The following is a 23,520-nucleotide window of genomic DNA, read 5'->3' on the forward strand; positions in this document are numbered from 1 at the left end:
CCAGAGGTGCATCCGCTCATGACCCAGCCGCCGCCCCCGCCGCCCCAGCAGCCGCCGCACCAGGGCGGGTTCGGCCCGCCCCCCGGCGGGCAGCCCCAGGACCAGCAGCCCGAGCAGCCGGGCGTCCCGCCGCAGTCGCCCCCGCAGTCGCCCGCGCAGCCGGCGCCCGGTTTCGGCGCTCCGCAGACGCCCCCGCCCACCGCGCCCGGTTTCGGCGCCCCGCAGACGCCCCCGCCCACCGGCCCGCCGCAGTCCCCGCCCGGGTACGGCTACCCGCAGGCGCCCCAGCCGCCGCAGCAGCCCCAGCCCCCGGCGGGCTACGGCTACCCCGGCCAGCCGTCGGCCCCGACGCCCGCCCCGAACACGTACGGCGCACCGCAGCCCGGCTACGGGTACGGCCGGCCGGGGCAGCCCACCCAGCCCGGCTACGGATACCCCGGCCGGCCGCCCGCCGTGACGCAGCCGCAGACCGCGGTGCCCGGCGGCGGCGCGGGCGGCGGGAGGAACAAGCAGCTGCTGATCGTCGTGGCGGCCGTCGCCGCCATCGCGCTGATCGTCGGCGGCGGCGTCTGGTACGCCAAGTCCGGTGACGGCGACGGCAAGCAGGACACCGCGTCCAGCGGCGGCACCACCGGCGGCGGCGACGCGGGCGGCAAGTCCGGCACCGGCACCGGCGGTACCTCGGCCGGCGGCAAGGAGAAGGCCCCCGCCGACACCGCGGCCAAGGTCCTCTACCAGGTGCCGATGCCGGTCGTCACCGACACGGCCGCCACCACCGGCTCCTGGCTCACCGACAAGGTGTACGCCAAGTCCGGGTTCGGCGACATCACCGGCTACGACCCGGCCAAGGGCACCAAGCTGTGGTCGCTGAAGCTGCCGGGCCCGGTCTGCCAGACGACCCGCCACATCACGGCGGACGGCAGGACGGCGATCCTGTACGAGCCGGCCATGCCGACCAAGGCCAAGCCCTCGCACGGCTGCAGCCAGCTCGCGGTGATCGACCTCACGGCCGGCAAGAAGCTGTGGACCCGCGAGGTCAAGTCCGGCGACCAGTCGGTCAACCTCAGCAACGTGACCATCGGCGGCGGCACCGTCGCCGTCGGCAGCACCAACGGCGGCGCCGCCTTCACCGTCGCCGACGGCAAGCCCCTGTGGTCCCCCAAGCCGGACGACACCTGCTACGACGCCGGTTACGGCGGCGGCGACAAGCTGGTCGCGGTGCGCAAGTGCGGCACCTACGGCCAGCGCCAGCTGCACATCCAGAGCATCGACCCGGCCTCGGGCAAGGTCCTCTCCGACTACAAGCTGGCGCAGGGCATCGAGTACGCGGGCATCGTCTCCACCGACCCGCTCGTCGTCGCGGCCGACCTCGGCGGCGACCACGGCATCTCGGACTTCTTCGCCCTCGACGGCGCCACCGGCAAGCTGCGCTCGCACATCACCGCGCCCGGCGACCAGTACGGCGGCCGCTGCGACGCCATCAGCCGGATCGAGTACTGCTCGGGCATGGTGGTCGGCAACGACCGGCTCTACCTGGGGACCGAGCAGCACGCGGGCAGCGGCGACCACGGCCAGACCAACGAGATCGTCGCGTTCGACCTGGCCACCGGGCGCCAGACCGGCCAGCGCGCGGACGCGGGCGACGGCTACCAGATCTACCCGCTGCGCATGGACGGCGGCGCCCTGCTCGCCTACAAGCGCCCGCCCTACGACAAGGGCGGCCAGGTGGTGAGCATCGACGGCAACAGCTTCAAGGAGACCGTCCTGCTGGAGAACCCGGCCGACCGGGACGTGCGGTCCGCGGAGACCGCCATGTCCCCGGACTACGCGGAGATCCTCTACGGCCAGGGCCGTCTGTACATGTCGGCGGTCTACGCCCACAAGCCGCGTTCGTCGGCCTACGGCAAGGAGTACCTGGCGCTCGTCTTCGGCACGTCCGGCTGACCGGCGCCGCCCGCACGGTGCGCGGCCCCGCCCCCCGGTGGTTCGGGGGGCGGGGCCGCGCGCGTACCGGGCCGCGCTCCGGGGGCGCTTCCGCGCGCCGGGTGTTTTCGGCGATCCGGGGCACTTCTCGCCGGTAGGGGCAGCGCGGTACGGGGCGAGCGTGTAGCTTCCGGGGGGAACTGGGGGGTTGCCGATGGGAGCGCGGCTCATGGTGGTCGACGACCACCGACTGCTCGCCGAGGCGCTGGCCTCGGCGCTGAAGCTGCGGGGGCACCGGGTGCTGGCCGCGGCGGCGCCCGCGGCGGGCGCGGCGGAGCTGGTCATCAGCCGTGCTCCGGAGGTGTGCCTGCTGGGTACGGCGGCACCGGCCGAGCCGGGCGCGTTCGACCCCGTCGTGCGGATCAAGCAGGAGCGCCCGCAGGTGGCGGTGGTGGTGCTGGGCCCCGTCCCCTCGCCCCGGGGCATCGCTGCGGCCTTCGCCGCCGGCGCCTCGGGCTATGTCCGGCACGACGAGCGGATAGAGGGCGTCGAGCGGGCGATCACCAAGGCGCGCGCCGGTGAGGCGGCGGTGGCGCCGCAACTGCTCCAGGGCGCCTTCGCCGATCTGCTGAACCCGGCCGCCCAGCCGGACGACGAGGGGCAGCGGCTGCTGGCGGTCCTCACGCCCCGCGAGGTGGAGGTGCTGGTGCGGGTCGCCGAGGGCGAGGACACCCGGCTGATCGCGGCCGGCATGGGCATCGCCCCGAGCACCGCCCGCACCCATGTGCAGCGCGTGCTGATGAAGCTGGGCGTGGGCTCCCGCCTGGAGGCGGCCGCCCTGGCGGCCCGCACGGGTCTGCTGGACCGCGCGGGCCGCACCTGATCTCGGGGGCCCACCTGACCTCGGAGTGTCGCCCGGTCGGCCTCAGGGCGTCACTCGGTGCCGGTGTCGTCCGGGTCCTCGGGCGCCGCCACCGGCCGCAGCTTCAGCCAGACCAGGAAGAACACCCCGAGGACCAGCATCCCGATCCCGGTCCACAGGTTGATGTTGACGCCCTGCGCCTTGTCGATGGCGGCCTGCGAGTCGGTGATGCCGGTGATCGTGACGATGACGCCGTAGAGGACGAACAGGCCGCCGATGATCCGCCGCAGGTCGAAGATGCGCGCGGCGGTCGCTGACCTGCCCTCCAGCTCGGTCACCTCGCGCTGCACGTCGTGCTCGGAGTAGCCGGTGTGCGGGCCGGAGTGCTCGTCCCGGCCGGGGTTCTGGGGCTGTGACATGGTTTCTCCATCCTCCCGCGGTCAGAACGAGAACGGGATGTAGCAGGCGGCGGCGAGGACGACGGCGCCCCAGCCGAGCAGGGCGGGCTTGCGGTACCAGGCCTCGTCGCCGGGGGCGGCCGCCTCGGTCATGCCGGGCGACCTGGTGCCGTAGACGAGTCCTTGCAGCGCCGCCTCCGGCTTGGGCTTCGTGAACAGCGTGACGGCGACCATGACCACCGCGCCGGCCACGAACCCGGCGATGGCCGAGACGAAGTTGGCGCCCTGGTCGGTGGGGATGTCGATGATCCCCTTCTTGTAGATGACGAAGTAGTTGACCATCGCGGCCGTGGTGCCGGCGAGCAGGCCCCAGAAGCCGGACTTCATCGACGCGCGCTTCCAGAACATGCCGACGATGAAGACGACGAACATCGGCACGTTGAAGAAGGAGAAGAGCGTCTGGAGGTAGCTCATGATGTTCGAGAACGACGAGGCGAGGAACGCGGTGCCGACCGAGGCGAGCACACCGATGGCGGTGATGAGCCGCCCGAAGCGCACGTAGTAGGAGTCCTCGCGGTCCTTGACGACGTACTTGGCCCAGATGTCGGTGGTGAACACGGTGTTGAAGGACGACACGTTGGCCGCCATGCCGGCCATGAAGGCGGCGAGCAGGCCGGTGACCGCGATGCCGAGGACGCCGTTGGGCAGCAGTTCCTGCATCAGGTAGGGGATCGCGTCGTTGTACTGGAGCCCGGAGGCGGAGCTGCCGATGTTCGGGACCAGCGCGGCGGCGACCAGGCCCGGGATCATCACCAGGAAGACGATGAAGATCTTCGGGAACGCGGCGATCAGCGGGGTGCGCTGGGCGGCGGAGAGGTTCTTCGCGGACAGGGCGCGCTGCACCTCGGCGAAGTTGGTCGTCCAGTAGCCGAAGGAGAGGACGAAGCCGAGGCCGAGCACGATGGTCAGCCAGTTGGCGCCGAGCGGGTTGGCGTGGCCGATGCCGGTGCCGCCCCAGGCGGTGGTGAAGTTCTCCCCGTGGGTGGCGTGCAGCTTGTGGGTCAGGCCGTCCCAGCCGCCGACCTTCTTCAGGCTGAGCACCACCAGCGGGATGAGGGCCGCCAGGATCACGAAGAACTGGAGCACCTCGTTGTAGATCGCGGAGGACAGTCCGCCGAGGGTGATGTACGCCAGCACGAAGAAGCCGGCGACCACGATCGCCACCCACTGCGGCCAGCCGAGCAGCGCCTCGACGACGATCGCGAGGGCGTAGAGGTTCACCCCGGCGATCAGGATGGCCGCGAAGGCGAACAGGACCGAACTCAGCAGGTGGGCGCCGCGGTCGAAGCGCAGCAGCAGGAACTCGGGGACCGAGCGCACCTTGGAGCCGTAGTAGAAGGGCATCATCACCAGGCCCAGGAAGACCATGGCCGGGATGGCGCCGATCCAGTACCAGTGCACGGTGTAGGCGCCGTACTGGGCGCTGTTGGCGGCCATGCCGAGGATCTCGGTGGCGGCCAGGTTGGCGGAGATGAACGCGAGGCCGGTGATCCAGGCGGGCAGTGAGCGTCCGGAGAGGAAGAAGTCGAGGCTGGTCCTGACCGAGCGGCGGGCGGCGAGGCCGATGCCGAGGACGACGACGAAGTAGATGCCGAGGATCGTGTAGTCGAGGGCGTTGGTCGGCAGCCGCAGCTCGGCCGCCAGGTACGCGGACGCGCCGGTGGGGGATGTGGGGGTCTGCATGTGAACTCGCTTCGTTGCGCGAACGGATCCAGCGGGGAACCTACGCCTTCGCGTTCAGGAATTGAACACTTTTGTTGGTTGTCTTTGTTTGATCGTGATGTGCGTTCCATGGCGCGTCCCCGGGTGCCGCCGGTAGCCTCCAATGGTTGGTTGTGATGTGTTATGTTTGATTCTGTTGGGTGGGTGATCGAGTGCCGGGCGCGGCCCGGGGCTCGGACGAACAGGGAGTCCGCCAGTGAAGAAGACCTCGACCCGGCTGGCCGACGGTCGTGAGCTGATCTACTACGACCTGCGGGACGACACCGTGCGCGACGCCGTCGACCGGCGCCCGCTGGAGCCGACCGTCACCACCTCCGAGGTCCGCCGGGACCCGCTGCTCGGTGACGCGGTCGCCGTGGCCTCCCACCGCCAGGGCCGCACCTACCACCCGCCGGCCGACGAGTGCCCGCTGTGCCCGACGCGGGGCGAGCGGCTCACCGAGATCCCCGACTCCTCCTACGACGTGGCCGTCTTCGAGAACCGCTTCCCGTCGCTGGCCGGCGACTCGGGCCGCTGCGAGGTCGTCTGCTTCACCTCCGACCACGACTCCTCCTTCGCCGCGCTCACCGAGGAGCAGGCCCGGCTGGTCCTGGACGCCTGGACCGACCGCACCTTGGAGCTGTCCCATCTGCCCTCCGTCGAGCAGGTCTTCTGCTTCGAGAACCGCGGCGCCGAGATCGGTGTGACGCTCGGTCACCCGCACGGCCAGATCTACGCCTACCCCTTCACCACCCCGCGCACCGCGCTGATGCTGCGCTCGCTGGCCGCCCACAAGGACGCCACCGGCGGGGAGAACCTCTTCGACGCGGTCCTCGCCCGCGAACTGGCCGGTGAGCGCGTCGTCCTGGAGACCGCGCACTGGGCGGCCTTCGTGCCCTACGCCGCGCACTGGCCCTACGAGGTGCACCTCTACCCCAAGCGCCGCGTCCCCGACCTGCTCGGCCTGGACGAGGCCGCGCGCACAGAGTTCCCCCAGGTCTATCTGGAACTGTTGCGGCGCTTCGACCGGATCTTCGACGCAGGGGAGGGTGGGGAAGGCACCGCGGGCGGGCCGCCGACGCCGTACATCGCGGCCTGGCACCAGGCGCCGTTCGGCGCGCTGGAGGAGTTCGACGGGGTGGTCCGCGAGGACTTCGCCCTGCACCTGGAGCTTTTCACCATCCGCCGCACGTCCGGCAAGCTGAAGTTCCTCGCGGGCTCCGAGTCCGGCATGGACGTCTTCATCAACGACGTGCCTCCGGAGCGCGCGGCCCAGCGACTGCGAGAGGTAGCGAGTTGATGAGCGGGAAGTACCTGGTCACAGGTGGGGCGGGTTACGTCGGGAGCGTGGTCGCCCAGCACCTGCTGGAGGCCGGCCACGAGGTCGTCGTCCTCGACAACCTCTCCACGGGCTTTCGCGCGGGCGTGCCCGCCGGAGCCGCCTTCGTCGAGGGCGACATCCGCGACGCCGCCAAGTGGCTCGACCCCTCCTTCGACGCGGTGCTGCACTTCGCCGCGTTCTCACAGGTCGGCGAGTCGGTGGTGAAGCCGGAGAAGTACTGGGACAACAACGTCGGCGGCACCATGGCGCTGCTCGCCGCGATGCGCGAGGCCGGGGTGCGGAAGCTGGTCTTCTCCTCGACCGCCGCGACCTACGGCGAGCCGGAGCGCACGCCGATCGTCGAGACCGCCCCGACGAAGCCCACCAACCCCTACGGCGCCTCCAAGCTCGCCGTCGACCACATGATCACCGGCGAGGCGGCGGCGCACGGCCTGGGCGCGGTCTCCCTGCGCTACTTCAACGTGGCCGGCGCCTACGGCGCGTACGGCGAGCGCCACGCGCCCGAGTCGCACCTCATCCCGCTGGTCCTCCAGGTCGCCCAGGGCCGCCGCGAGGCGATCAGCGTCTTCGGCGACGACTACCCGACCCCGGACGGCACCTGCGTACGCGACTACATCCACGTCGCCGACCTGGCCGAGGCCCATCTGCTCGCGCTGGACGCCGCCACCGCGGGCGAGCACCTGATCTGCAACCTGGGCAACGGCAACGGCTTCTCCGTCCGCGAGGTCGTCGAGACCGTCCGCCGGGTCACCGGCCACCCGATCCCCGAGGCCGTGGCCCCGCGCCGGGCCGGCGACCCGGCGGTGCTCGTCGCCTCGGCCGCCGCCGCCCGCGACCGGCTCGGCTGGAACCCGTCCCGCGCGGACCTCGCGGGGATCGTCGCGGACGCCTGGCGCTTCGCGCAGCACATCGCAAGGGAGCAGTAGTGGGGGCACAGCAGGTTCGGGACGGGTTCGCCGAGCTGTACGGCACCGCGCCCGAGGGAGTGTGGGCGGCCCCCGGCCGCGTCAACCTCATCGGTGAGCACACCGACTACAACGACGGCTTCGTGATGCCGTTCGCCCTGCCGCACGTCACGCTCGCCGCCGTCGCCCGCCGCGACGACGGCGTGCTGCGGCTGCACTCGGCCGACATGCCCGGCGGCCCCGTCGAACTGCGCGTCGCCGACCTGGCGCCCGGCACCGACGACGGCTGGACGGCGTACCCGGCGGGCGTCGTCTGGGCGCTGCGCGAGGCCGGCCACCCGGTGCCCGGCGCCGATGTGCACCTGACGTCGACGGTGCCCTCCGGCGCGGGCCTGTCCTCCTCGGCCGCCCTGGAGGTGGTCGTCGCCCTCGCCCTGAACGACCTGTACGCGCTGGGCCTGAAGGGCTGGCAGCTGGCCCGCCTGTGCCAGCGCGCGGAGAACGTCTACGTCGGCGCGCCCACCGGCATCATGGACCAGACGGCGTCGGCCTGCTGCGAGGAGGGCCACGCGCTCTTCCTCGACACCCGCGACCTGTCGCAGCGCCAGGTCCCCTTCGACCTGGCCCGCGAGGGGCTGCGCCTGCTGGTCGTCGACACCCGCGTCAAGCACGCCCACAGCGACGGCGAGTACGGCAAGCGCCGGGCCGGCTGCGAGAAGGGCGCGGCCCTGCTCGGCGTCGACGCCCTGCGGGACGTGCCCCACGACGGCCTGGACGCGGCGCTCGCACAGCTCGGCGACGAGGAGGAGATCCGCCGCCTGGTCCGCCATGTGGTGACCGAGGACGCCCGGGTGGAGCGCGTCATCTCGCTCCTGTCGTCGTCCGCCGGGGCGCGCGCGATCGGCCCGGTCCTGACCGAGGGCCACGCCTCCCTGCGCGACGACTTCCGCATCTCCTGCCCGGAGCTGGACCTGGTCGTCGACACGGCCCTCGCCGCGGGCGCGCTGGGCGCCCGGATGACCGGCGGCGGCTTCGGCGGCTCCGCGATCGTCCTCGCCGAGGAGGGCGCCGTGGCCGCGCTCACCGAGGCCGTCGAGGCGGCCTTCGCCGAGGGCGGATTCACCGCGCCGCGCGTCTTCGAGGCGGTGCCGTCGGCGGGGGCGCGACGGCTGCTCTGACCGGGAGGGCACCAGGGTCTTTCGTCCGGGTCGGGGCACCGCGCGCCCGGCATGATCCGAACGAGGGCCTAAGATCGGCCGGTCCCCGTCCCGAGGAGTCCCGCCGGTGTCCACCGCCCCGCCCGTGCCCGCCCCGCCCACCGCGCTGCGCTCGGCGCGCCTGCTGGCCCGCACCGAGGACGGCGAGCGGCTGCACGCGCTGGTGTGGCGGGCGGGCCCGGGGTGGCGGATGATCAGCAGCGCGGTGCTCGGCGGCGGCATCGGCGAGCGCGACTGGGTCCTCAACGCCCAGGTGGCCCACGGCTACCGGCGCACCGACCCGGAACGCCACCTGGCCGAGCTGGCGGCCGGGGCCGGTCTGACCGGGGCGGGTGTCGGCCTGATGACGGCGGCCGACGTCACCCGGCACGCCCGCGCCGAGGACGGCGGGGCGCAGGCGGTCGTCACCGCGGGCATCAGCGTCCGCGGCTGGGCCGCTGCCCCGGCACAGGCCGCTGCCGTCCCCGCCCAGCCGGGCACGATCAACATCGTCGTCGCCGTCCCCGCCGCCCTGACCGACGCCGCCCTGGTCAACGCGGCCACCACCGCCACCGAGGCCAAGGTCCAGGCCCTCCTGGAGGCCGGCCACGCCTGCACCGGCACCCCCACCGACGCCGTCTGCGTGGCCGCCCGCCTGCCCGCCCCCGCCGAACCCCCGCACGCCTTCGCCGGACCCCGCTCCCTCTGGGGCGCCCGGCTGGCCCGAGCGGTCCACCGGGCGGTGGGGGAGGCGCTGGCGCACGCGTGATACCCGCGCCACGGGGCGGCCCGCTCAGCGCAGCGGTTTCACCAGCGTGTACTCCGTGATGCCCGGCGGATAGTCGGGCAGGGCGCAGATCACCTTGTAGCCGTGGCGGCGGTAGAAGCCGGGGGCCTGGAAGTCCCAGGTCTCCAGGCGGGCGGCGCAGCAGTCGCGCTGGTCGCGGGCGATGCGTTCGGCGCGCCGCAGCAGGTGGGAACCGAGGCCCGCGCCGCGGTGGCGGTCGTCGACCCACAGGTAGGTGATGTGCAGCCAGGTCGCCCAGGTGTGCCCGACCAGACCGCCGGCCAGGGCGCCGGACTCGTCCATGGCCCACAGGTGCAGCGGGAGTTCGTGGGCGGTGGGGGAGGTGCGCAGGGCGGCCAGCATGGACGAGGCGGCCGTGTTCGCGTCGCGGAGGCGGGAGCGGAGCAGATCGCGGCGCTCTTTGTCTACTTCTGCCTCAATACGAAACATGCGGCACACCCTAGACGCGCCCGCCGGTCAGTTCTGCGAATTGGCTTCCCCTCCCGGTCTCCGTCCGTACGCTGAGAAGCGGTACCGGTGGGGGCCGGCGCCGATCAGGGGGCGAGACAGCCGGGTACGACGCCCGACGTGGGGGTAGCACTTCCGCATGGCGGCGGCCGTGCGGATCCCGCGGCCCCGGGCGTCGTGCCCGCGCGGCCGCCCCCGGACACGGCCGGCCGTCGTCCTCGATGACGGAGATCCCCTGCTCTCCAGGAGCGTGGGGAAGGGGGTTCCAGTGGTTCGTGTACGCGTCCTGGTCGTCGACGACCACCGCATCTTCGCCGAGTCCCTGGCCGCGGCCCTGGCCGCCGAGCCGGACGTCGACGTCTCGGCGGCCGGGTCCGGACCGGCGGCCCTGCGCTGTCTGGAGCGGGCCGCCGCCGAGGGCCGCCGCTACGACGTGCTGCTCGTCGACGCGGACCTGGGCGGCAAGGTGCCCGGCGGCCGGGCCGCCGTCCCCGTCCAGGAGGCCAACGCGGACGGTCTGGTGGACGGCATCTCCCTGGTGGCCGGGGTGCGCGCCGCCCAGTCCGGCGTACGGACCGTGGTCCTCGCCGAGAAGGACGACCCGCGCCGGGCCGCGCTGGCCCTCCAGGCGGGCGCCTGCGGCTGGGTCGCCAAGGACTGCTCGCTGTCCCGGCTGCTCACCGTCATCCGCGGGGTGCTGCGCGACGAGACGCATCTGCCGCCCGCGCTGCTGACCGGTGTCCTGCGCGAGCTGACCGCCGCCCGCAAGCACCGCACCGAGAGCGAACGGCTGGTGGAGTCGCTGACCCCGCGCGAGCGGGAGGTGCTGCGCTGCATGGTCGCCGGGCTCGGGCGCAAGGCGGTCGCCGAGCGGCTGTTCCTCTCCCCGCACACCGTGCGCACCCATATGCAGAACGTCCTGGGCAAGCTCGGTGTGCACTCCACGCTGGCCGCGGTCGCCCTCGCCCGCAGGGCCGGCGTGGGTCCGGCGGAGCCAGCTCCCGCCCGCCGGGAGCTAGCCGGGGATGTTGTCGAACGGGGCGGTCAACTGGCGTAGCAGGGCGGCCAGTTCGCCGCGCTGCGCGGCGGACAGCTCGCCGAGGATGGCCCGCTCCTGGTCCAGCAGGCCGGACAGCGACCGGTCGGCGCGGTCCCGGCCGTCCTCCGTGAGCCGGACCAGCACGCCCCGCCGGTCACTGGGGTCGGGCAGCCGCTCGACCAGGCCCTTCTTGGCCAGCCGGTCGATGCGGTTCGTCATCGTGCCCGAGGTGACCAGGGTCTGCGTCAGCAGCTGTCCGGGCGAGAGCTGGTACGGCGCGCCCGCGCGGCGCAGCGCGGTCAGCACGTCGAACTCCCAGGGCTCCAGGCTGTGCTCGGAGAAGGCCAGCCGCCGGGCCCGGTCCAGATGCCGGGCCAGCCGGCTCACCCGGCTGAGCACCTCCAGCGGTTCCACGTCGAGGTCCGGGCGCTCCCGGCGCCACGCTGCGACCAGCCGATCGACCTCGTCCTCCATGCGATCAGTGTAGTGGTTGTGTCGACGTGAAGTCTCTTGATATCAACTATCTTGGCATCGAGAGAAATTTCGGCGGTGCCGAGGAACACCGAGGAACGCCAGGACCGAGGACCAGGACGATCGCCTCAAGGAGGCCCCATGCCCGCGCCCGACCGCACCCAGGACAGCAGCAGCCCCACCTGGGACCCCGCCCAGTACCTGCGCCACGCCGGGCACCGCGCCCGCCCCTTCACCGACCTGCTCGCCCGGATCCCCGGCCTGCCCTCGGACCCGCCCCGCATCGCCGACCTCGGCTGCGGCCCCGGCAACGTCACCGTGCTGCTCGCCGGCCGCTGGCCCACCGCCCGCATCACAGGGTACGACAACTCGCCCGAGATGCTGGACCGGGCCACCGTGGAGCACGCGGGCCCCACCCCCGGCGGCGGCCGGCTCGACTTCCTCCCCGCCGACGCCCGCACCTGGACGCCCGGCGAGCCCTGCGACCTGATCGTCAGCAACGCCACCCTCCAGTGGGTGCCGGGGCACACCGCCCGGTTCGCCGACTGGATCGCGGCGCTCCGGCCCGGCGGCACCTTCGCCTTCCAGGTCCCGGGCAACTTCTCCGCCCCCAGCCACCGGCTGATGCGCGCCCTCGCCCACTCGGCCCGCTGGCGCGGCCGGCTCGGCGACATCCTGCGCCACGACGACGCCGTGGACACGCCCGGCGCGTACCTGGAGCGGCTGAGCGGCCTCGGCTGCGCGGCGGACGTCTGGGAGACGACGTACCTGCATCTGCTGCCCGGCGAGGATCCGGTGCTGGACTGGGTGAAGGGCACCGGGCTGCGGCCCGTGCTCACCGCGCTCGCCGACGACCCGGAGGCCCGCGAGGCGTTCCTCGCCGAGTACCGGGCCGCGCTGCGCGAGGCGTACCCGGCCGGGCCGCACGGCACCCCGTTCCCCTTCCGGCGTGTCTTCGCCGTCGCCGTCAAGGAGGGCTGAGCGGTGCTCGCCGCGATCGACCACGTCCAGCTCGCCGCCCCGCCGGGGTCCGAGCCCGTGCTGCGGGCCTACTACGCCGGTGTCCTCGGCATGACCGAGACCCCCAAGCCGCCGGTCCTGGCCGCCCGCGGCGGCTGCTGGTTTGGGGCCGGGGCCGTCCGGCTCCATCTGGGCGTCGAGGCGGACTTCCGGCCCGCGCGCAAGGCCCACCCCGGCCTGCGGGTCACGGACCTCGACGCCTGCGCCGCCCGCCTGACCGCCCACGGCGCCCCGGTCACCTGGGACGACACCCTCCCGGGCCACCGCCGCTTCTACTCCGAGGACCCGGTGGGCAACCGGCTGGAGTTCCTGGAGCCGGCCGGTTGATCCCGGGAAGGGGTGCGCTCACTTCTGTCCGGGCCCCGGCCGCCTGCCTGCTTCCGCCGTGGGGGTGCCCGGTCCGGGCGCTCCCTCCGCCGTGCGCAGCCGGTGACCGGCGACGGCCAGGGCGTCCTCGAGTCCCTCGATCACGCGCGGGGACACCAGCAGCGCGGCCGCCTGCCCGTGGTCGGTCAGGGCGATGGTCTCGCGGCCGTCGGCCACGCGGCGCACCAGGTCGCCGAGTCGGGAAGCGGCCTCGCTGATCGGGATCGCAGTCATGCGCGCATCGTGACGCACGACGACTCCCGCGGTCCATTCCCTCACTCGGCGGAGTGATCTCAGCTCTTGCGGTGCCCTATCAGCCGCGGCTTGGGCTCCAGGCCGTCCAGGCCGTGCCAGGCCAGGTTCACCAGGTGGGCGGCGACCTCCGCCTTCTTGGGGCGGCGCACGTCCAGCCACCACTGGCCGGTCAGGGCGACCATGCCGACCAGCGCCTGGGCGTACAGCGGGGCCAGCTTCGGGTCGAAGCCGCGGGACTTGAACTCGCGGCCCAGGATGTCCTCCACCTGGGTGGCGATGTCGGAGATCAGGGAGGCGAAGGTGCCCGTGGACTGGGGGATGGGCGAGTCGCGGACGAGGATGCGGAAGCCGTCCGTGTACTCCTCGATGTAGTCCAGGAGGGCGAAGGCCGCCTGCTCGCACAGCTCCCGCGGATGGCCGGCCGTCAGCGACCCGGTCACCATGTCCAGCAGCCGCCGCATCTCGCGGTCCACGACCACCGCGTACAGCCCCTCCTTGCCGCCGAAGTGCTCGTACACCACCGGCTTGGACACCCCGGCCTTCGCCGCGATCTCCTCCACCGACGTGCCCTCGAAGCCCTTCGCCGCGAACAGCGTGCGACCGATCTCCAGCAGCTGCTGGCGGCGCTCGGCACCGGTCATCCGGGTGCGACGCGCACGTCGCGGCTTGTCGTTGCTGGGGGTGCTGGAGTCGGTCGCCACGGCGTCAATCATGCCGCCTCGGCGGTTTCCTTCCGGCGCCGGGAGCCGCCTTCCTCCGGGTTGCGCCGCGAATCGATACGCGAGCGTGACGGCCAGCGCACGTCGTAGGCCCAGCCCAGCTTCTCGAACCAGCGGATGATCCGCGCCGAGGAGTCGAGCTGCCCGCGCTCCACGCCGTGCCGGGCGGAGGTCGGGTCGGCGTGGTGCAGGTTGTGCCAGGACTCGCCGCAGGACAGGATCGCCAGCCACCACACGTTGCCCGAGCGGTCGCGCGACTTGAACGGGCGCTTGCCGACCGCGTGGCAGATGGAGTTGATCGACCAGGTCACGTGGTGCAGCAGCGCCACCCGCACGAGTGAACCCCAGAAGAACGCGGTGAACGCGCCCCACCAGGACATCGTCACCAGACCGCCGATCAGCGGCGGCAGCAGCAGCGAAGTGAGCGTCCACAGCACGAACTGGCGCGAGACCGCCCGCAGCGCCGGGTCCTTGACCAGATCCGGCGCGTACTTCTCCTGCGGGGTCTGCTCCTCGTCGAACATCCAGCCGACATGGGCCCACCACAGGCCCTTCATCAGCGCCGGGACCGTCTCCCCGTACCGCCACGGCGAGTGCGGGTCGCCCTCGTGGTCGGAGAACTTGTGGTGCCTGCGGTGGTCGGCCACCCAGCGCACCAGCGGCCCCTCCACCGCCATCGACCCGGCGACGGCCAGCGCGATCTTCAACGGGCGCTTCGCCTTGAAGGAGCCGTGCGTGAAGTGCCGGTGGAAGCCGATCGTGATGCCGTGGCAGCCGAGGAAGTAGAAGAAGACCAGCAGACCGAGGTCCAGCCAGCTCACCCCCCACCCCCAGGCCAGCGGCACCGCCGCGAGCAGCGCCAGGAACGGGACGGTGATGAAGAGCAGCAGCGTGATCTGCTCGATCGAACGCTTCTGCTCGCCGCCCAGGGTGGCGGAGGGCAGCGCGCCGACGGCCGCTTCCGGGGCGTCGTCGATCACGTCGGAGGAGCTTGAGGTCATGGGCGTCCCCTGTGGGGTCGAGGGTTCAGACAGGTGCGGCGGGCTCCGGAACCTTCCAGCTCCCTACGGTTCCGTAACCTACGGCGACGTAAGTATGGCAGTGCGTCGCCGCGCGGCAAGAGCCCCTGGCCTGCGCGTCCCACCCGGCACCTAGACTGAAGCCCGGTCGGACAGCGCGGTCCGCTGAAGAAGATTCCTTCCCGGATGCCCGGCCCGTATGCGGCACCCGCCGCGCGGCACCCGTCCGGGTCCCCTCTCAGAAGAGCCCACCCGTCGCCCACCACCGCCCCTCCAGCGAGTCGCTGGCGCGACGTACTCCGGATTACTGCAAGGAGCCGCACCTGTGAGCAGTGCCGACGACCAGACGACGACCAGCAGCGAGCTGCGCGCCGACATCCGCCGACTGGGTGACCTCCTGGGGGAGACCCTGGTGAGGCAGGAAGGTCCCGAACTCCTGGACCTGGTGGAGAAGGTGCGCCGCCTCACCCGGGAGGACGGCGAAGCAGCGGCCGAACTGCTGCGCGGCACCGAACTGGAGACCGCGGCCAAGCTGGTCCGCGCCTTCTCCACCTACTTCCACCTCGCCAACGTCACCGAACAGGTCCACCGCGGCCGCGAGCTGCGCGCCCGCCGCGCCGCCGAGGGCGGCCTGCTGGCCCGCACCGCCGACCAGCTCAAGGACGCCGACCCCGAGCACCTGCGCCAGACGGTCCGGCACCTCAACGTCCGCCCGGTGTTCACCGCGCACCCCACCGAGGCGGCCCGCCGCTCCGTCCTGAACAAGCTCCGCCGCATCGGCGCCCTCCTGGAGACCCCGGTCGTCGAGTCCGACCGCCGCCGCCTGGACACCCGCCTCGCCGAGAACATCGACCTCGTCTGGCAGACCGACGAACTGCGCGTCGTACGCCCCGAACCCACCGACGAGGCCCGCAACGCCATCTACTACCTGGACGAGCTGCACGCCGGCGCCGTCGGCGACGTCCTGGAGGACCTGACCGCCGAACTGGAGCGCGTCGGCGTCAGACTCCCCGACGAGACCCGCCCCCTCAGCTTCGGCACCTGGATCGGCGGCGACCGCGACGGCAACCCCAACGTCACCCCGGCCGTCACCTGGGACGTGCTGATCCTCCAGCACGAGCACGGCATCAACGACGCCCTCGACACCATCGACGAGCTGCGCGCCTTCCTGTCCAACTCCATCCGCTACAGCGGCGCCACCGAGGAACTCCTGCGCTCCCTCGACACCGACCTGGAGAACCTGCCCGAGATCAGCCCCCGCTACAAGCGGCTCAACGCCGAGGAGCCCTACCGGCTCAAGGCCACCTGCATCCGGCAGAAGCTCGTCAACACCAAGGAGCGCCTGGCCAAGGGCACCCCGCACCAGGCCGGCCACGACTACCTGGGCACCGCCCAGCTCCTCGCCGACCTGCGGCTGATCCAGGACTCGCTGCGCGAGCACCGCGGCGGCCTGTTCGCCGACGGCCGCCTGGCCCGCACCATCCGCACCCTGGCCGCCTTCGGCCTCCAGCTCGCCACCATGGACGTGCGCGAACACGCCGACGCCCACCACCACGCGCTCGGCCAGCTCTTCGACCGGCTCGGCGAGGAGTCCTGGCGCTACGCCGACATGCCCCGCGAGTACCGCACCAAGCTGCTCGCCAAGGAACTCCGCTCGCGCCGGCCGCTCGCCCCGACGCCCGCCCCCGTCGACGAGGCCGGCGCGAAGACGCTCGGCGTGTTCGAGACGGTCAAGCGGGCCCTGGACGTCTTCGGGCCCGAGGTCGTCGAGTCGTACATCATCTCCATGTGCCAGGGCGCCGACGACGTCTTCGCCGCCGCCGTCCTCGCCCGCGAGGCCGGACTGCTCGACCTGCACGCCGGCTGGGCCAAGATCGGCATCGTGCCGCTGCTGGAGACCACCGACGAGCTGAAGGCCGCCGACACCATCCTGGAGGACATGCTCTCCGACCCGTCCTACCGGCGCCTGGTCGCGCTGCGCGGGGACGTCCAGGAGGTCATGCTCGGCTACTCCGACTCCTCCAAGTTCGGCGGCATCACCACCTCCCAGTGGGAGATCCACCGCGCCCAGCGCCGACTGCGCGACGTCGCCCACCGCTACGGCGTGCGGCTGCGCCTCTTCCACGGCCGCGGCGGCACCGTCGGCCGCGGCGGCGGCCCCACCCACGACGCCATCCTCGCCCAGCCCTGGGGCACCCTGGAGGGCGAGATCAAGGTGACCGAGCAGGGCGAGGTCATCTCCGACAAGTACCTCATCCCCTCCCTGGCCCGGGAGAACCTGGAACTGACGGTCGCCGCCAGCCTCCAGGCGTCCGCCCTGCACACCGCGCCCCGCCAGTCCGGCGAGGCGCTGGCCCGCTGGGACGCGGCCATGGACATCGTCTCCGACGCCGCCCACGCCGCCTACCGCAGGCTGGTGGAGGACCCCGACCTGCCCGCGTACTTCTTCGCCTCCACCCCGGTCGACCAGCTCGCCGACCTGCACATCGGCTCCCGGCCCTCGCGCCGCCCCGACTCCGGCGCCGGACTCGACGGGCTGCGCGCCATCCCCTGGGTGTTCGGCTGGACCCAGTCGCGGCAGATCGTCCCCGGCTGGTTCGGGGTCGGCTCCGGCCTCAGGGCGCTGCGCGAGGCGGGCGTACGGCAGGAGGGCGAGACCGTGCTGGAGGAGATGCACGAGCGCTGGCACTTCTTCCGCAACTTCATCTCCAACGTCGAGATGACGCTCGCCAAGACCGACCTGCGCATCGCCGGGCACTACGTCGACACGCTCGTCCCCGACCACCTCAAGCACGTCTTCGAGGCCATCCAGGCGGAGCACGAGCTGACCGTCGCCGAGGTGCTGCGCATCACCGGCGAGAGCGAACTCCTGGACGCCGCACCCGTCCTGAAGCAGACCTTCGCCATCCGCGACGCCTATCTGGACCCGATCTCCTACCTCCAGGTCGCCCTGCTCAAGCGGCAGCGCGACGCGGTGGCGGCGGAGCAGGAGGCCGACCCGCTGCTCTCGCGGGCGCTGCTGCTGACCGTCAACGGAGTCGCGGCCGGCCTGCGCAACACCGGCTGAGCGGCACACACGCGACGGCGCCCCCGGTTCCCACGGACCGGGGGCGCCGCCGTACGCCTCACAACGCGACGAACGCCGCCGTCAGCAGCGCGATCCCCGCTCCCGCCAGCACCCAGGCCGCCCGCACCCGGCGCAGCCCGCCGGCCACCACCACCGAGGCCAGCAGCAGCGCGCCGCCCAGCGGCGCCCACGCGTACAGGATCCCGGCCGGTCCCGCCCGCAGCACCTCGTCCGTGCCCGGCTTCACCACGACGCTGTACGTCCGCCCCTTGCGCACCGCCACCGTGTGCGCGATCTCCACCCGGCCGCGCGCCGCCGACCCTGCCGAGACCGGCGTGTACGGGCCGCTGCACGTGTCGCCGCCGCACCGCGTCACCTCGACCGACCCGTGCTCGCGGCCCTTGGTGAGCATCACGTACGGCGCGGTGCTCCACGACGCCCACACCCCGGCGACCAGGATCAGCACCGCGACCGTCCCCATCGCGGCCACCCGCCCGAACCGCAGCGCGGCCCGGGAGGCCCGGCGGGCCTGGCGGGAGGCACGGGCCTGACGGGAATTCGGGGCGCTGGCGGCGGCAGGCATGGCCGGGATCATTGGCCATGCCCCTACGACCGGTCAACTCCTGGGCGTGCGGCGGCCGGACAAGTCAGGAGTTGTACGCGCTCTGCGCCCGCTCCAGGCCCTCCGCCAGCAGGCACTCCACCGCGTCCGCCGTACGGTCCACGAAGTAGTCCAGCTCCTTGCGCTCCGCGGACGAGAAGTCCTTCAGCACATAGTCGGCCACCTGCATCCGGCCCGGCGGACGCCCGATCCCGAACCGCACCCGGTGGTAGTCGGCGCCCATCGCCTTCGTCATCGACTTCAGGCCGTTGTGCCCGTTGTCGCCGCCGCCCAGCTTCAGCCGCAGCGTGCCGTAGTCGATGTCCAGCTCGTCGTGGACCGCCACGACATGGCCGAGCGGCACCTTGTAGAAGTCCCGCAGAGCGTTCACCGGACCGCCCGACAGGTTCATGTACGACATCGGCTTCACCAGCACGACACGGCGGCTGTCCGGGCCGGGCGCGCCGATCCGGCCCTCGACCACCTGCGCCTGCGCCTTGCTCGCCCGCTTGAACCGGCCCCCGATACGGCTGGCCAGCAGATCCACCGTCATGAAGCCGACGTTGTGCCGGTTCATGGCGTACTCCGGTCCGGGATTGCCGAGGCCCACGATCAGCCAGGGCGCGCTCGTGGAAGTCGCCGGGGTGGTCACGTCCATCTCTCCTTGGTATGCGTCGGCCGCCGCCCCCCAGGGGAAGCGGCGGCCGGCGAACTGCGCGGGGGGTGAGGATCAGGCCTCGGCGGCCTCTTCGCCCTCGCCCTCGCCGCCCTCGGCGGCCTCCTCGGCCTGCGCGGCCAGGACCTGGAGGACGACCGTGTCGTCCTCGACGGCCAGGGTCACACCGCTGGGCAGGGTGATGTCCTTGGCGAGCACGGAGGCACCGGCCTCCAGGCCCTCGACGGACACGGTGACCTGCTCGGGGATGTGCGTGGCCTCGGCCTCGACCGGCAGCGCGGACAGGACGTGCTCCAGCAGGTTGCCGCCGGCGGCCAGCTCACCCTCGGTGTGCACGGGGATCTCGACGTTGACCTTCTCGCCGCGCTTGACCAGCAGCAGGTCGACGTGCTCCAAGAAGCCCTTCAGCGGGTCGCGCTGCACCGCCTTCGGGATCGCCAGCTCGTTGGACTTGCCGTCGATGTCCAGCGAGATCAGGACGTTCGGCGTACGCAGGGCGAGCAGCAGCTCGTGGCCCGGGAGCGTCAGGTGCAGCGGGTCGGTGCCGTGGCCGTACAGGACGCCGGGGACCTTGTTCTCGCGGCGGACGCGGCGGGCGGCACCCTTGCCGAACTCGCTGCGGGTCTCGGCGGAGATCTTCACCTCGGACATGCTCTTCACTCCTCGTAGAACTAGGGGATGGTGGTCACCCGGCCACACGAACGGCCTGCTACGAAGAGCGCGTCGATAACGGACCGCCGTATCCGTCCGAGAACGGCTACGGCCTCCCTCGCCGAGCAACTGGTGCAGTCTACTCGGCGAGGGAGGCCGAACCCAAAACGATCTCCGGTGATCTCCGGTGATCCCTGATGATCTCCGGCGGTCCGCGCTGATCCGCTCGGGCGCCGGAATGATCGTTACTGCTCGTCGAAGAGGCTCGTCACCGAACCGTCCTGGAACACCTCGCGCACCGCGCTCGCGATGGTCGGCGCGATCGACAGCACCGTGATCTTGTCCAGCTCCAGCTCGCTCGCCGTCGGCAGCGTGTTCGTGAACACGAACTCGCTCACCTTCGAGTTCTTCAGCCGGTCGGCCGCCGGACCCGACAGCACACCGTGCGTCGCCGTCACGATGACGTCCTCGGCGCCGTGCGCGAACAGCGCGTCCGCCGCCGCGCAGATGGTGCCGCCGGTGTCGATCATGTCGTCGACCAGCACGCAGATGCGGCCCTCCACATCACCGACGACCTCGTGCACCGTGACCTGGTTCGCCACGTCCTTGTCCCGGCGCTTGTGCACGATCGCCAGCGGCGCGCCGAGGCGGTCGCACCAGCGGTCCGCCACCCGCACCCGGCCGGCGTCCGGCGAGACCACGGTCAGCTTGGCGCGGTCCACCTTGGCGCCCACGTAGTCCGCCAGCAGCGGCAGCGCGAACAGGTGGTCCACCGGGCCGTCGAAGAAGCCCTGGATCTGGTCCGTGTGCAGGTCGACCGTGAGGATCCGGTCCGCACCGGCCGTCTTCATCAGGTCCGCCACCAGACGCGCCGAGATCGGTTCACGCCCGCGGTGCTTCTTGTCCTGCCGCGCGTAACCGTAGAACGGCACGATGACCGTGATCGAACGGGCCGACGCACGCTTCAGCGCGTCGATCATGATCAGCTGCTCCATGATCCACTTGTTGATCGGAGCGGTGTGGCTCTGGATCAGGAAGCAGTCCGCGCCACGGGCCGACTCCTGGTAGCGGACGTAGATCTCACCGTTGGCGAAATCGAACGCCTTCGTCGGGACGACCCCGACACCCAGCTCGTGGGCGATTTCCTCGGCAAGCTCGGGGTGGGCGCGGCCGGAGAAGAACATCATCTTCTTCTCGCCGGTCGTCTTGATCCCGGTCACAGCACTGTCTCCTCAGAGGGTGTACGCAGCTGGATGTCGAGAAGACCTCGTCAACCGTGTCAACCGTGCGCGAGAGGCCGTCTCAGCTGGTGGGGTGCGGGTGTGCACTTATCACGGTACGCCGTGTTCGACGCGCCTGTTTCCGGTCAGTCTTTGCTCTCCGTCGTCGGTGACGCCGCCTCGGCCGCCTTCGCGGCCGTGCTCCCGGGGCGCTTGCGCGCCACCCAGCCCTCGATATTCCGCTGCTGGCCGCGGGCCACGGCCAGCGAACCGGGCGGCACATCACGCGTGATCACCGACCCGGCGGCGGTGTAGGCGCCGTCCCCGACCGTGACAGGCGCCACAAACATGTTGTCCGAACCGGTGCGGCAGTGCGACCCGATCGTGGTGTGGTGCTTGTCCTGGCCGTCGTAGTTCACGAACACGCTCGCGGCGCCGATGTTCGAGTACTCGCCGATCGTCGCGTCGCCCACGTACGACAGGTGCGGCACCTTCGTGCCCTCGCCGATGCGCGCGTTCTTCGTCTCGACGTACGTGCCCACCTTGGACTTCACCCCGAGGCGCGTGCCCGGACGCAGATACGCGTACGGACCCACCGACGCCTGCGGACCCACCACCGCGCCCACGGACACCGTGTTGTCCACCCGCGCCCCCGCGCCCACCCGGGTGTCGGTCAGCCGGGTGTTGGGCCCGACCTCCGCGCCCTCGGCCAGATGCGTCGCGCCGTGCAGCTGCGTACCCGGGTGCACGATCACGTCCTGCTCGAAGGTCACCGTCACATCGACCCACGTCGTCGCCGGGTCCACCACGGTCACCCCGGCGAGCATGGCCGCCGTCAGCAGCCGGTCGTTCAGGGTCCGCCGCGCCTCGGCGAGCTGCACCCGGTTGTTGATCCCCGCGATCTCCCGGTGGTCACCGGCCACCGAGGCACCGACCCGGTGCCCGGCCCCGCGCAGGATCCCGAGCACGTCCGTCAGGTACTCCTCGCCCTGGCTGTTGTCCGTGCGCACCTGGCCCAGCGCCTCGGCGAGCAGCCGCCCGTCGAACGCGAACACCCCGGAGTTGATCTCCCGGATCGCGAGCTGCTCCGCGTCGGCGTCCTTGTGCTCCACGATCGCGGTCACCGCGCCGTCGGCGTCGCGCACGATCCGGCCGTACCCGGTGGCGTCCGGGACCTCGGCGGTCAGCACGGTCACCGCGTTGCCGTCGGCGGTGTGCGCGGCGGCCAGGGCGGCGAGGGTCCCCCCGGTCAGCAGCGGCGTGTCCCCGCAGACCACGATGACGGTGCCCTCGACGGCACCGCCCAGCTCGTCGAGCCCCATCCGGACCGCGTGCCCGGTGCCCTTCTGCTTCTCCTGCACGGCGGTCCGCGCCGCGGCGTCCACCTCGGCGAGGTGCGCGCTCACCTGCTCCCGCGCGTGCCCGACCACGACGACCAGGTTCTCGGGCTTCAACTCCCGTGCGGCGGCCAGCACATGACCGACCAGGGAACGGCCGCAGATCTCATGCAGGACCTTCGGTGTGGCCGACTTCATACGGGTGCCCTCACCCGCTGCGAGAACGACGACGGCTGCCGGGCGAATGGCGCTCACGGGATGCCCTTCGGCTTTTGGGTGGGGTGGACATCCGCAGGATACCGGGGCGGTTGAGGGGGGAGACGAGAGCGGGTCCTGGCGTGTGCGGCCAGGACCCGAATCGAGTTTGCTCCCCTGCCAGGACTCGAACCTGGAACAAATCATCCAAAGTGACCCGTGTTGCCGATTACACCACAGGGGAGTGTGAAGCTCACCAAAACGGACATTTCATTGTTCCGTTGAGGTTGCCGCCTCTACTATGCCGTACCACGCGCCCTCGATGCGACGGTACAGCTCGGCCCCCTTGAGGACTTTGATCACCAGGCATCCCCGGTACGCGTCACCGGTGTTCTTGCGGGGTGTCCTGGGGTTGTGCTTCTTGAGTGTGGTCTTGGTGAACGACGAGCGGCCCGCGCCGACGAGGTCGGCCCAGAACTGTTCGGCGCCGGTCACGTCCGCGGATTCGTGGATCATCACCGCGAAGCGGCGCCGTCCGTGGTCCACGCCGAGAAGGTCGAGCCATGCGAGGAAGATCTTGACCATGCTCGGATCGCTGTTGACGAACGCGACGCTCTCGCGGCGGGCGTACGGCTTGTCCTTGGCGCCCTCCGCCCAGTAGAGCCCTACGCCCACGAGGAACAACTCCCGGTCGGTGAGGTTGCCGACAGCCCGCCTGGCGGTCTCCTTCGCGCGTTGCCGCTCCTCGTCGCGCACCCGCAGTTTCGCTTCCCAGCCCCTCCGGGCGATGGCCGCCGCCTCCTCGCCGCTGCGCTTGCGCTCCGGCCTCGGCAGATCCCGCACCCACAGCGAGATCGAGCTCTTGGAGCACGCCAGCTCCACCTGGATCTGGTCGTACGTCCAGCCCTGGAGGCGCAGTTCTCGGGCCCTGTCCCGCAGGTCGTCCTTGGCGTTCGGGCGTTTTGTCCAGTCGGGGGCCGGTTCGCCTTCCAGGAGACGGTTGAGGATGTCGTTGTTGTCGATGTGCAGACGGTCGCGGATCTGCCGTCGGCTGAGCCCTGCCCGCCGCAGCGCCACCGCGCGCTCCCGCAGGCCCTCGAAGTCGGCGTACTTGTGCTGTGCGTGTGCCATGCGCATACCGTCCGGCCGGAATGGGAGCCTCCGGGCCCGAACAAGAGATGTTCACCAGTTCGAGGGAAATCGACCGGTTCGGCGATGCGTCGATCACGGTGTGTGGTCGGA

At 71.9% G+C, this 23,520-nt stretch carries 23 protein-coding genes and 1 tRNA gene; 10 read left to right on the plus strand and 14 right to left on the minus strand.

Features of this window, described 5'->3' with window-relative positions:
• Positions 1-18: 18 nt before the first annotated feature.
• Both R4Z62_RS20015 and R4Z62_RS20020 read left to right on the plus strand, forming a co-directional pair.
• Positions 19-1,944, plus strand: coding sequence for an outer membrane protein assembly factor BamB family protein (locus R4Z62_RS20015; RefSeq protein ID WP_385503625.1), 1,926 nt, complete (start codon positions 19-21; stop codon positions 1,942-1,944).
• Between the two features lie 193 nt (positions 1,945-2,137).
• A complete protein-coding gene (locus R4Z62_RS20020) occupies positions 2,138-2,806 on the plus strand; it encodes a helix-turn-helix transcriptional regulator (RefSeq protein WP_064533583.1) in 669 nt (222 codons plus the stop codon).
• 50 nt (positions 2,807-2,856) lie between these two features.
• Here R4Z62_RS20020 and R4Z62_RS20025 read toward each other — a convergent pair whose 3' ends face one another.
• A complete protein-coding gene (locus R4Z62_RS20025) occupies positions 2,857-3,204 on the minus strand; it encodes a hypothetical protein (RefSeq protein ID WP_385503623.1) in 348 nt (115 codons plus the stop codon).
• A gap of 21 nt (positions 3,205-3,225) precedes the next feature.
• Entirely contained in the window at positions 3,226-4,926 is a 1,701-nt protein-coding gene (locus R4Z62_RS20030) for a sodium:solute symporter family protein (RefSeq protein ID WP_064533579.1), read from the minus strand.
• A gap of 235 nt (positions 4,927-5,161) precedes the next feature.
• Here R4Z62_RS20030 and galT point away from each other — a divergent pair, with 235 nt between their 5' ends.
• The 4 genes from galT (at position 5,162) to R4Z62_RS20050 (ending at position 9,156) form a co-directional block, all read left to right on the plus strand.
• Entirely contained in the window at positions 5,162-6,244 is a 1,083-nt protein-coding gene (gene galT / locus R4Z62_RS20035) for a galactose-1-phosphate uridylyltransferase (RefSeq protein WP_385503620.1), read from the plus strand.
• The gene (gene galE / locus R4Z62_RS20040; protein WP_355481444.1) at positions 6,244-7,212 is read left to right on the plus strand and encodes a UDP-glucose 4-epimerase GalE; all 969 of its coding nucleotides are present in this window, start codon (positions 6,244-6,246) and stop codon (positions 7,210-7,212) included. Before galT ends, galE begins: the two co-directional genes overlap by 1 nt.
• On the plus strand, positions 7,212-8,369 hold the full coding sequence (galK, locus tag R4Z62_RS20045; RefSeq protein WP_491520514.1) for a galactokinase: 1,158 nt from the start codon (positions 7,212-7,214) through the stop codon (positions 8,367-8,369). Before galE ends, galK begins: the two co-directional genes overlap by 1 nt.
• Positions 8,370-8,475: 106 nt before the next feature.
• On the plus strand, positions 8,476-9,156 hold the full coding sequence (locus tag R4Z62_RS20050) for an adenosylcobinamide amidohydrolase (RefSeq protein ID WP_389599873.1): 681 nt from the start codon (positions 8,476-8,478) through the stop codon (positions 9,154-9,156).
• 24 nt (positions 9,157-9,180) lie between these two features.
• Here the strand turns inward: R4Z62_RS20050 and R4Z62_RS20055 are convergent, their stop codons facing one another.
• Positions 9,181-9,624: a GNAT family N-acetyltransferase gene (locus R4Z62_RS20055; protein WP_064533569.1), complete on the minus strand. Its 444-nt coding sequence runs from the start codon at positions 9,622-9,624 to the stop codon at positions 9,181-9,183.
• A gap of 286 nt (positions 9,625-9,910) precedes the next feature.
• Between R4Z62_RS20055 and R4Z62_RS20060 the strand changes: the two genes are divergently transcribed.
• A complete protein-coding gene (locus tag R4Z62_RS20060) occupies positions 9,911-10,699 on the plus strand; it encodes a response regulator transcription factor (protein ID WP_064533567.1) in 789 nt (262 codons plus the stop codon).
• Here R4Z62_RS20060 and tamR read toward each other — a convergent pair.
• Positions 10,658-11,155: a MarR family transcriptional regulator TamR gene (tamR, locus tag R4Z62_RS20065; protein WP_355481449.1), complete on the minus strand. Its 498-nt coding sequence runs from the start codon at positions 11,153-11,155 to the stop codon at positions 10,658-10,660. The genes R4Z62_RS20060 and tamR overlap by 42 nt on opposite strands.
• A 138-nt stretch (positions 11,156-11,293) precedes the next feature.
• On the opposite strand from tamR, the gene R4Z62_RS20070 reads away from it, so the two are divergent.
• Both R4Z62_RS20070 and R4Z62_RS20075 read left to right on the plus strand, forming a co-directional pair.
• A complete protein-coding gene (locus tag R4Z62_RS20070) occupies positions 11,294-12,133 on the plus strand; it encodes a trans-aconitate 2-methyltransferase (RefSeq protein ID WP_491520515.1) in 840 nt (279 codons plus the stop codon).
• Positions 12,134-12,136: 3 nt separating this feature from the next.
• Positions 12,137-12,499 carry a VOC family protein gene (locus R4Z62_RS20075; RefSeq protein WP_491520516.1) on the plus strand — a complete coding sequence of 121 codons (363 nt, stop codon included), beginning with the start codon at positions 12,137-12,139 and terminating at the stop codon, positions 12,497-12,499.
• Positions 12,500-12,517: 18 nt separating this feature from the next.
• On the opposite strand, the gene R4Z62_RS20080 is transcribed toward R4Z62_RS20075, so the two are convergent.
• From R4Z62_RS20080 to R4Z62_RS20090, 3 genes are read right to left on the minus strand one after another with little or no spacing between them, the layout of a single operon-like run.
• Positions 12,518-12,772: a type II toxin-antitoxin system Phd/YefM family antitoxin gene (locus R4Z62_RS20080; RefSeq protein ID WP_491520517.1), complete on the minus strand. Its 255-nt coding sequence runs from the start codon at positions 12,770-12,772 to the stop codon at positions 12,518-12,520.
• Between the two features lie 59 nt (positions 12,773-12,831).
• Complete coding sequence (locus R4Z62_RS20085; protein WP_064533559.1) at positions 12,832-13,506, minus strand: TetR/AcrR family transcriptional regulator; 675 nt, start codon at positions 13,504-13,506, stop codon at positions 12,832-12,834.
• Positions 13,503-14,513, minus strand: a complete 1,011-nt coding sequence (locus R4Z62_RS20090; protein WP_018566912.1) for an acyl-CoA desaturase — start codon at positions 14,511-14,513, stop codon at positions 13,503-13,505. Before R4Z62_RS20090 ends, R4Z62_RS20085 begins: the two co-directional genes overlap by 4 nt.
• Before the next feature lie 343 nt (positions 14,514-14,856).
• Between R4Z62_RS20090 and ppc the strand changes: the two genes are divergently transcribed.
• The gene (ppc, locus tag R4Z62_RS20095) at positions 14,857-17,598 is read left to right on the plus strand and encodes a phosphoenolpyruvate carboxylase (protein WP_355481459.1); all 2,742 of its coding nucleotides are present in this window, start codon (positions 14,857-14,859) and stop codon (positions 17,596-17,598) included.
• 58 nt (positions 17,599-17,656) lie between these two features.
• Here ppc and R4Z62_RS20100 read toward each other — a convergent pair whose 3' ends face one another.
• From R4Z62_RS20100 to R4Z62_RS20130, 7 genes are all read right to left on the minus strand, one after another.
• Positions 17,657-18,193 (minus strand): hypothetical protein, encoded by a 537-nt coding sequence (locus R4Z62_RS20100; protein WP_491520518.1) that lies wholly within the window; start codon positions 18,191-18,193, stop codon positions 17,657-17,659.
• A gap of 52 nt (positions 18,194-18,245) precedes the next feature.
• On the minus strand, positions 18,246-18,857 hold the full coding sequence (gene pth, locus R4Z62_RS20105) for an aminoacyl-tRNA hydrolase (protein ID WP_491520519.1): 612 nt from the start codon (positions 18,855-18,857) through the stop codon (positions 18,246-18,248).
• A gap of 72 nt (positions 18,858-18,929) precedes the next feature.
• Positions 18,930-19,526, minus strand: a complete 597-nt coding sequence (locus R4Z62_RS20110) for a 50S ribosomal protein L25/general stress protein Ctc (protein ID WP_491520520.1) — start codon at positions 19,524-19,526, stop codon at positions 18,930-18,932.
• A gap of 245 nt (positions 19,527-19,771) precedes the next feature.
• Positions 19,772-20,746 carry a ribose-phosphate diphosphokinase gene (locus tag R4Z62_RS20115; protein ID WP_018566917.1) on the minus strand — a complete coding sequence of 325 codons (975 nt, stop codon included), beginning with the start codon at positions 20,744-20,746 and terminating at the stop codon, positions 19,772-19,774.
• Positions 20,747-20,892: 146 nt separating this feature from the next.
• The gene (gene glmU, locus R4Z62_RS20120; RefSeq protein ID WP_491520521.1) at positions 20,893-22,338 is read right to left on the minus strand and encodes a bifunctional UDP-N-acetylglucosamine diphosphorylase/glucosamine-1-phosphate N-acetyltransferase GlmU; all 1,446 of its coding nucleotides are present in this window, start codon (positions 22,336-22,338) and stop codon (positions 20,893-20,895) included.
• A 112-nt stretch (positions 22,339-22,450) separates the two neighbouring features.
• Positions 22,451-22,522, minus strand: a tRNA-Gln gene (locus tag R4Z62_RS20125).
• Between the two features lie 26 nt (positions 22,523-22,548).
• A complete protein-coding gene (locus R4Z62_RS20130; protein ID WP_491520522.1) occupies positions 22,549-23,409 on the minus strand; it encodes a hypothetical protein in 861 nt (286 codons plus the stop codon).
• Positions 23,410-23,520 lie beyond the last annotated feature (111 nt).

The sequence above is a fragment of the Streptomyces sp. PL-25 genome (assembly GCF_058344915.1).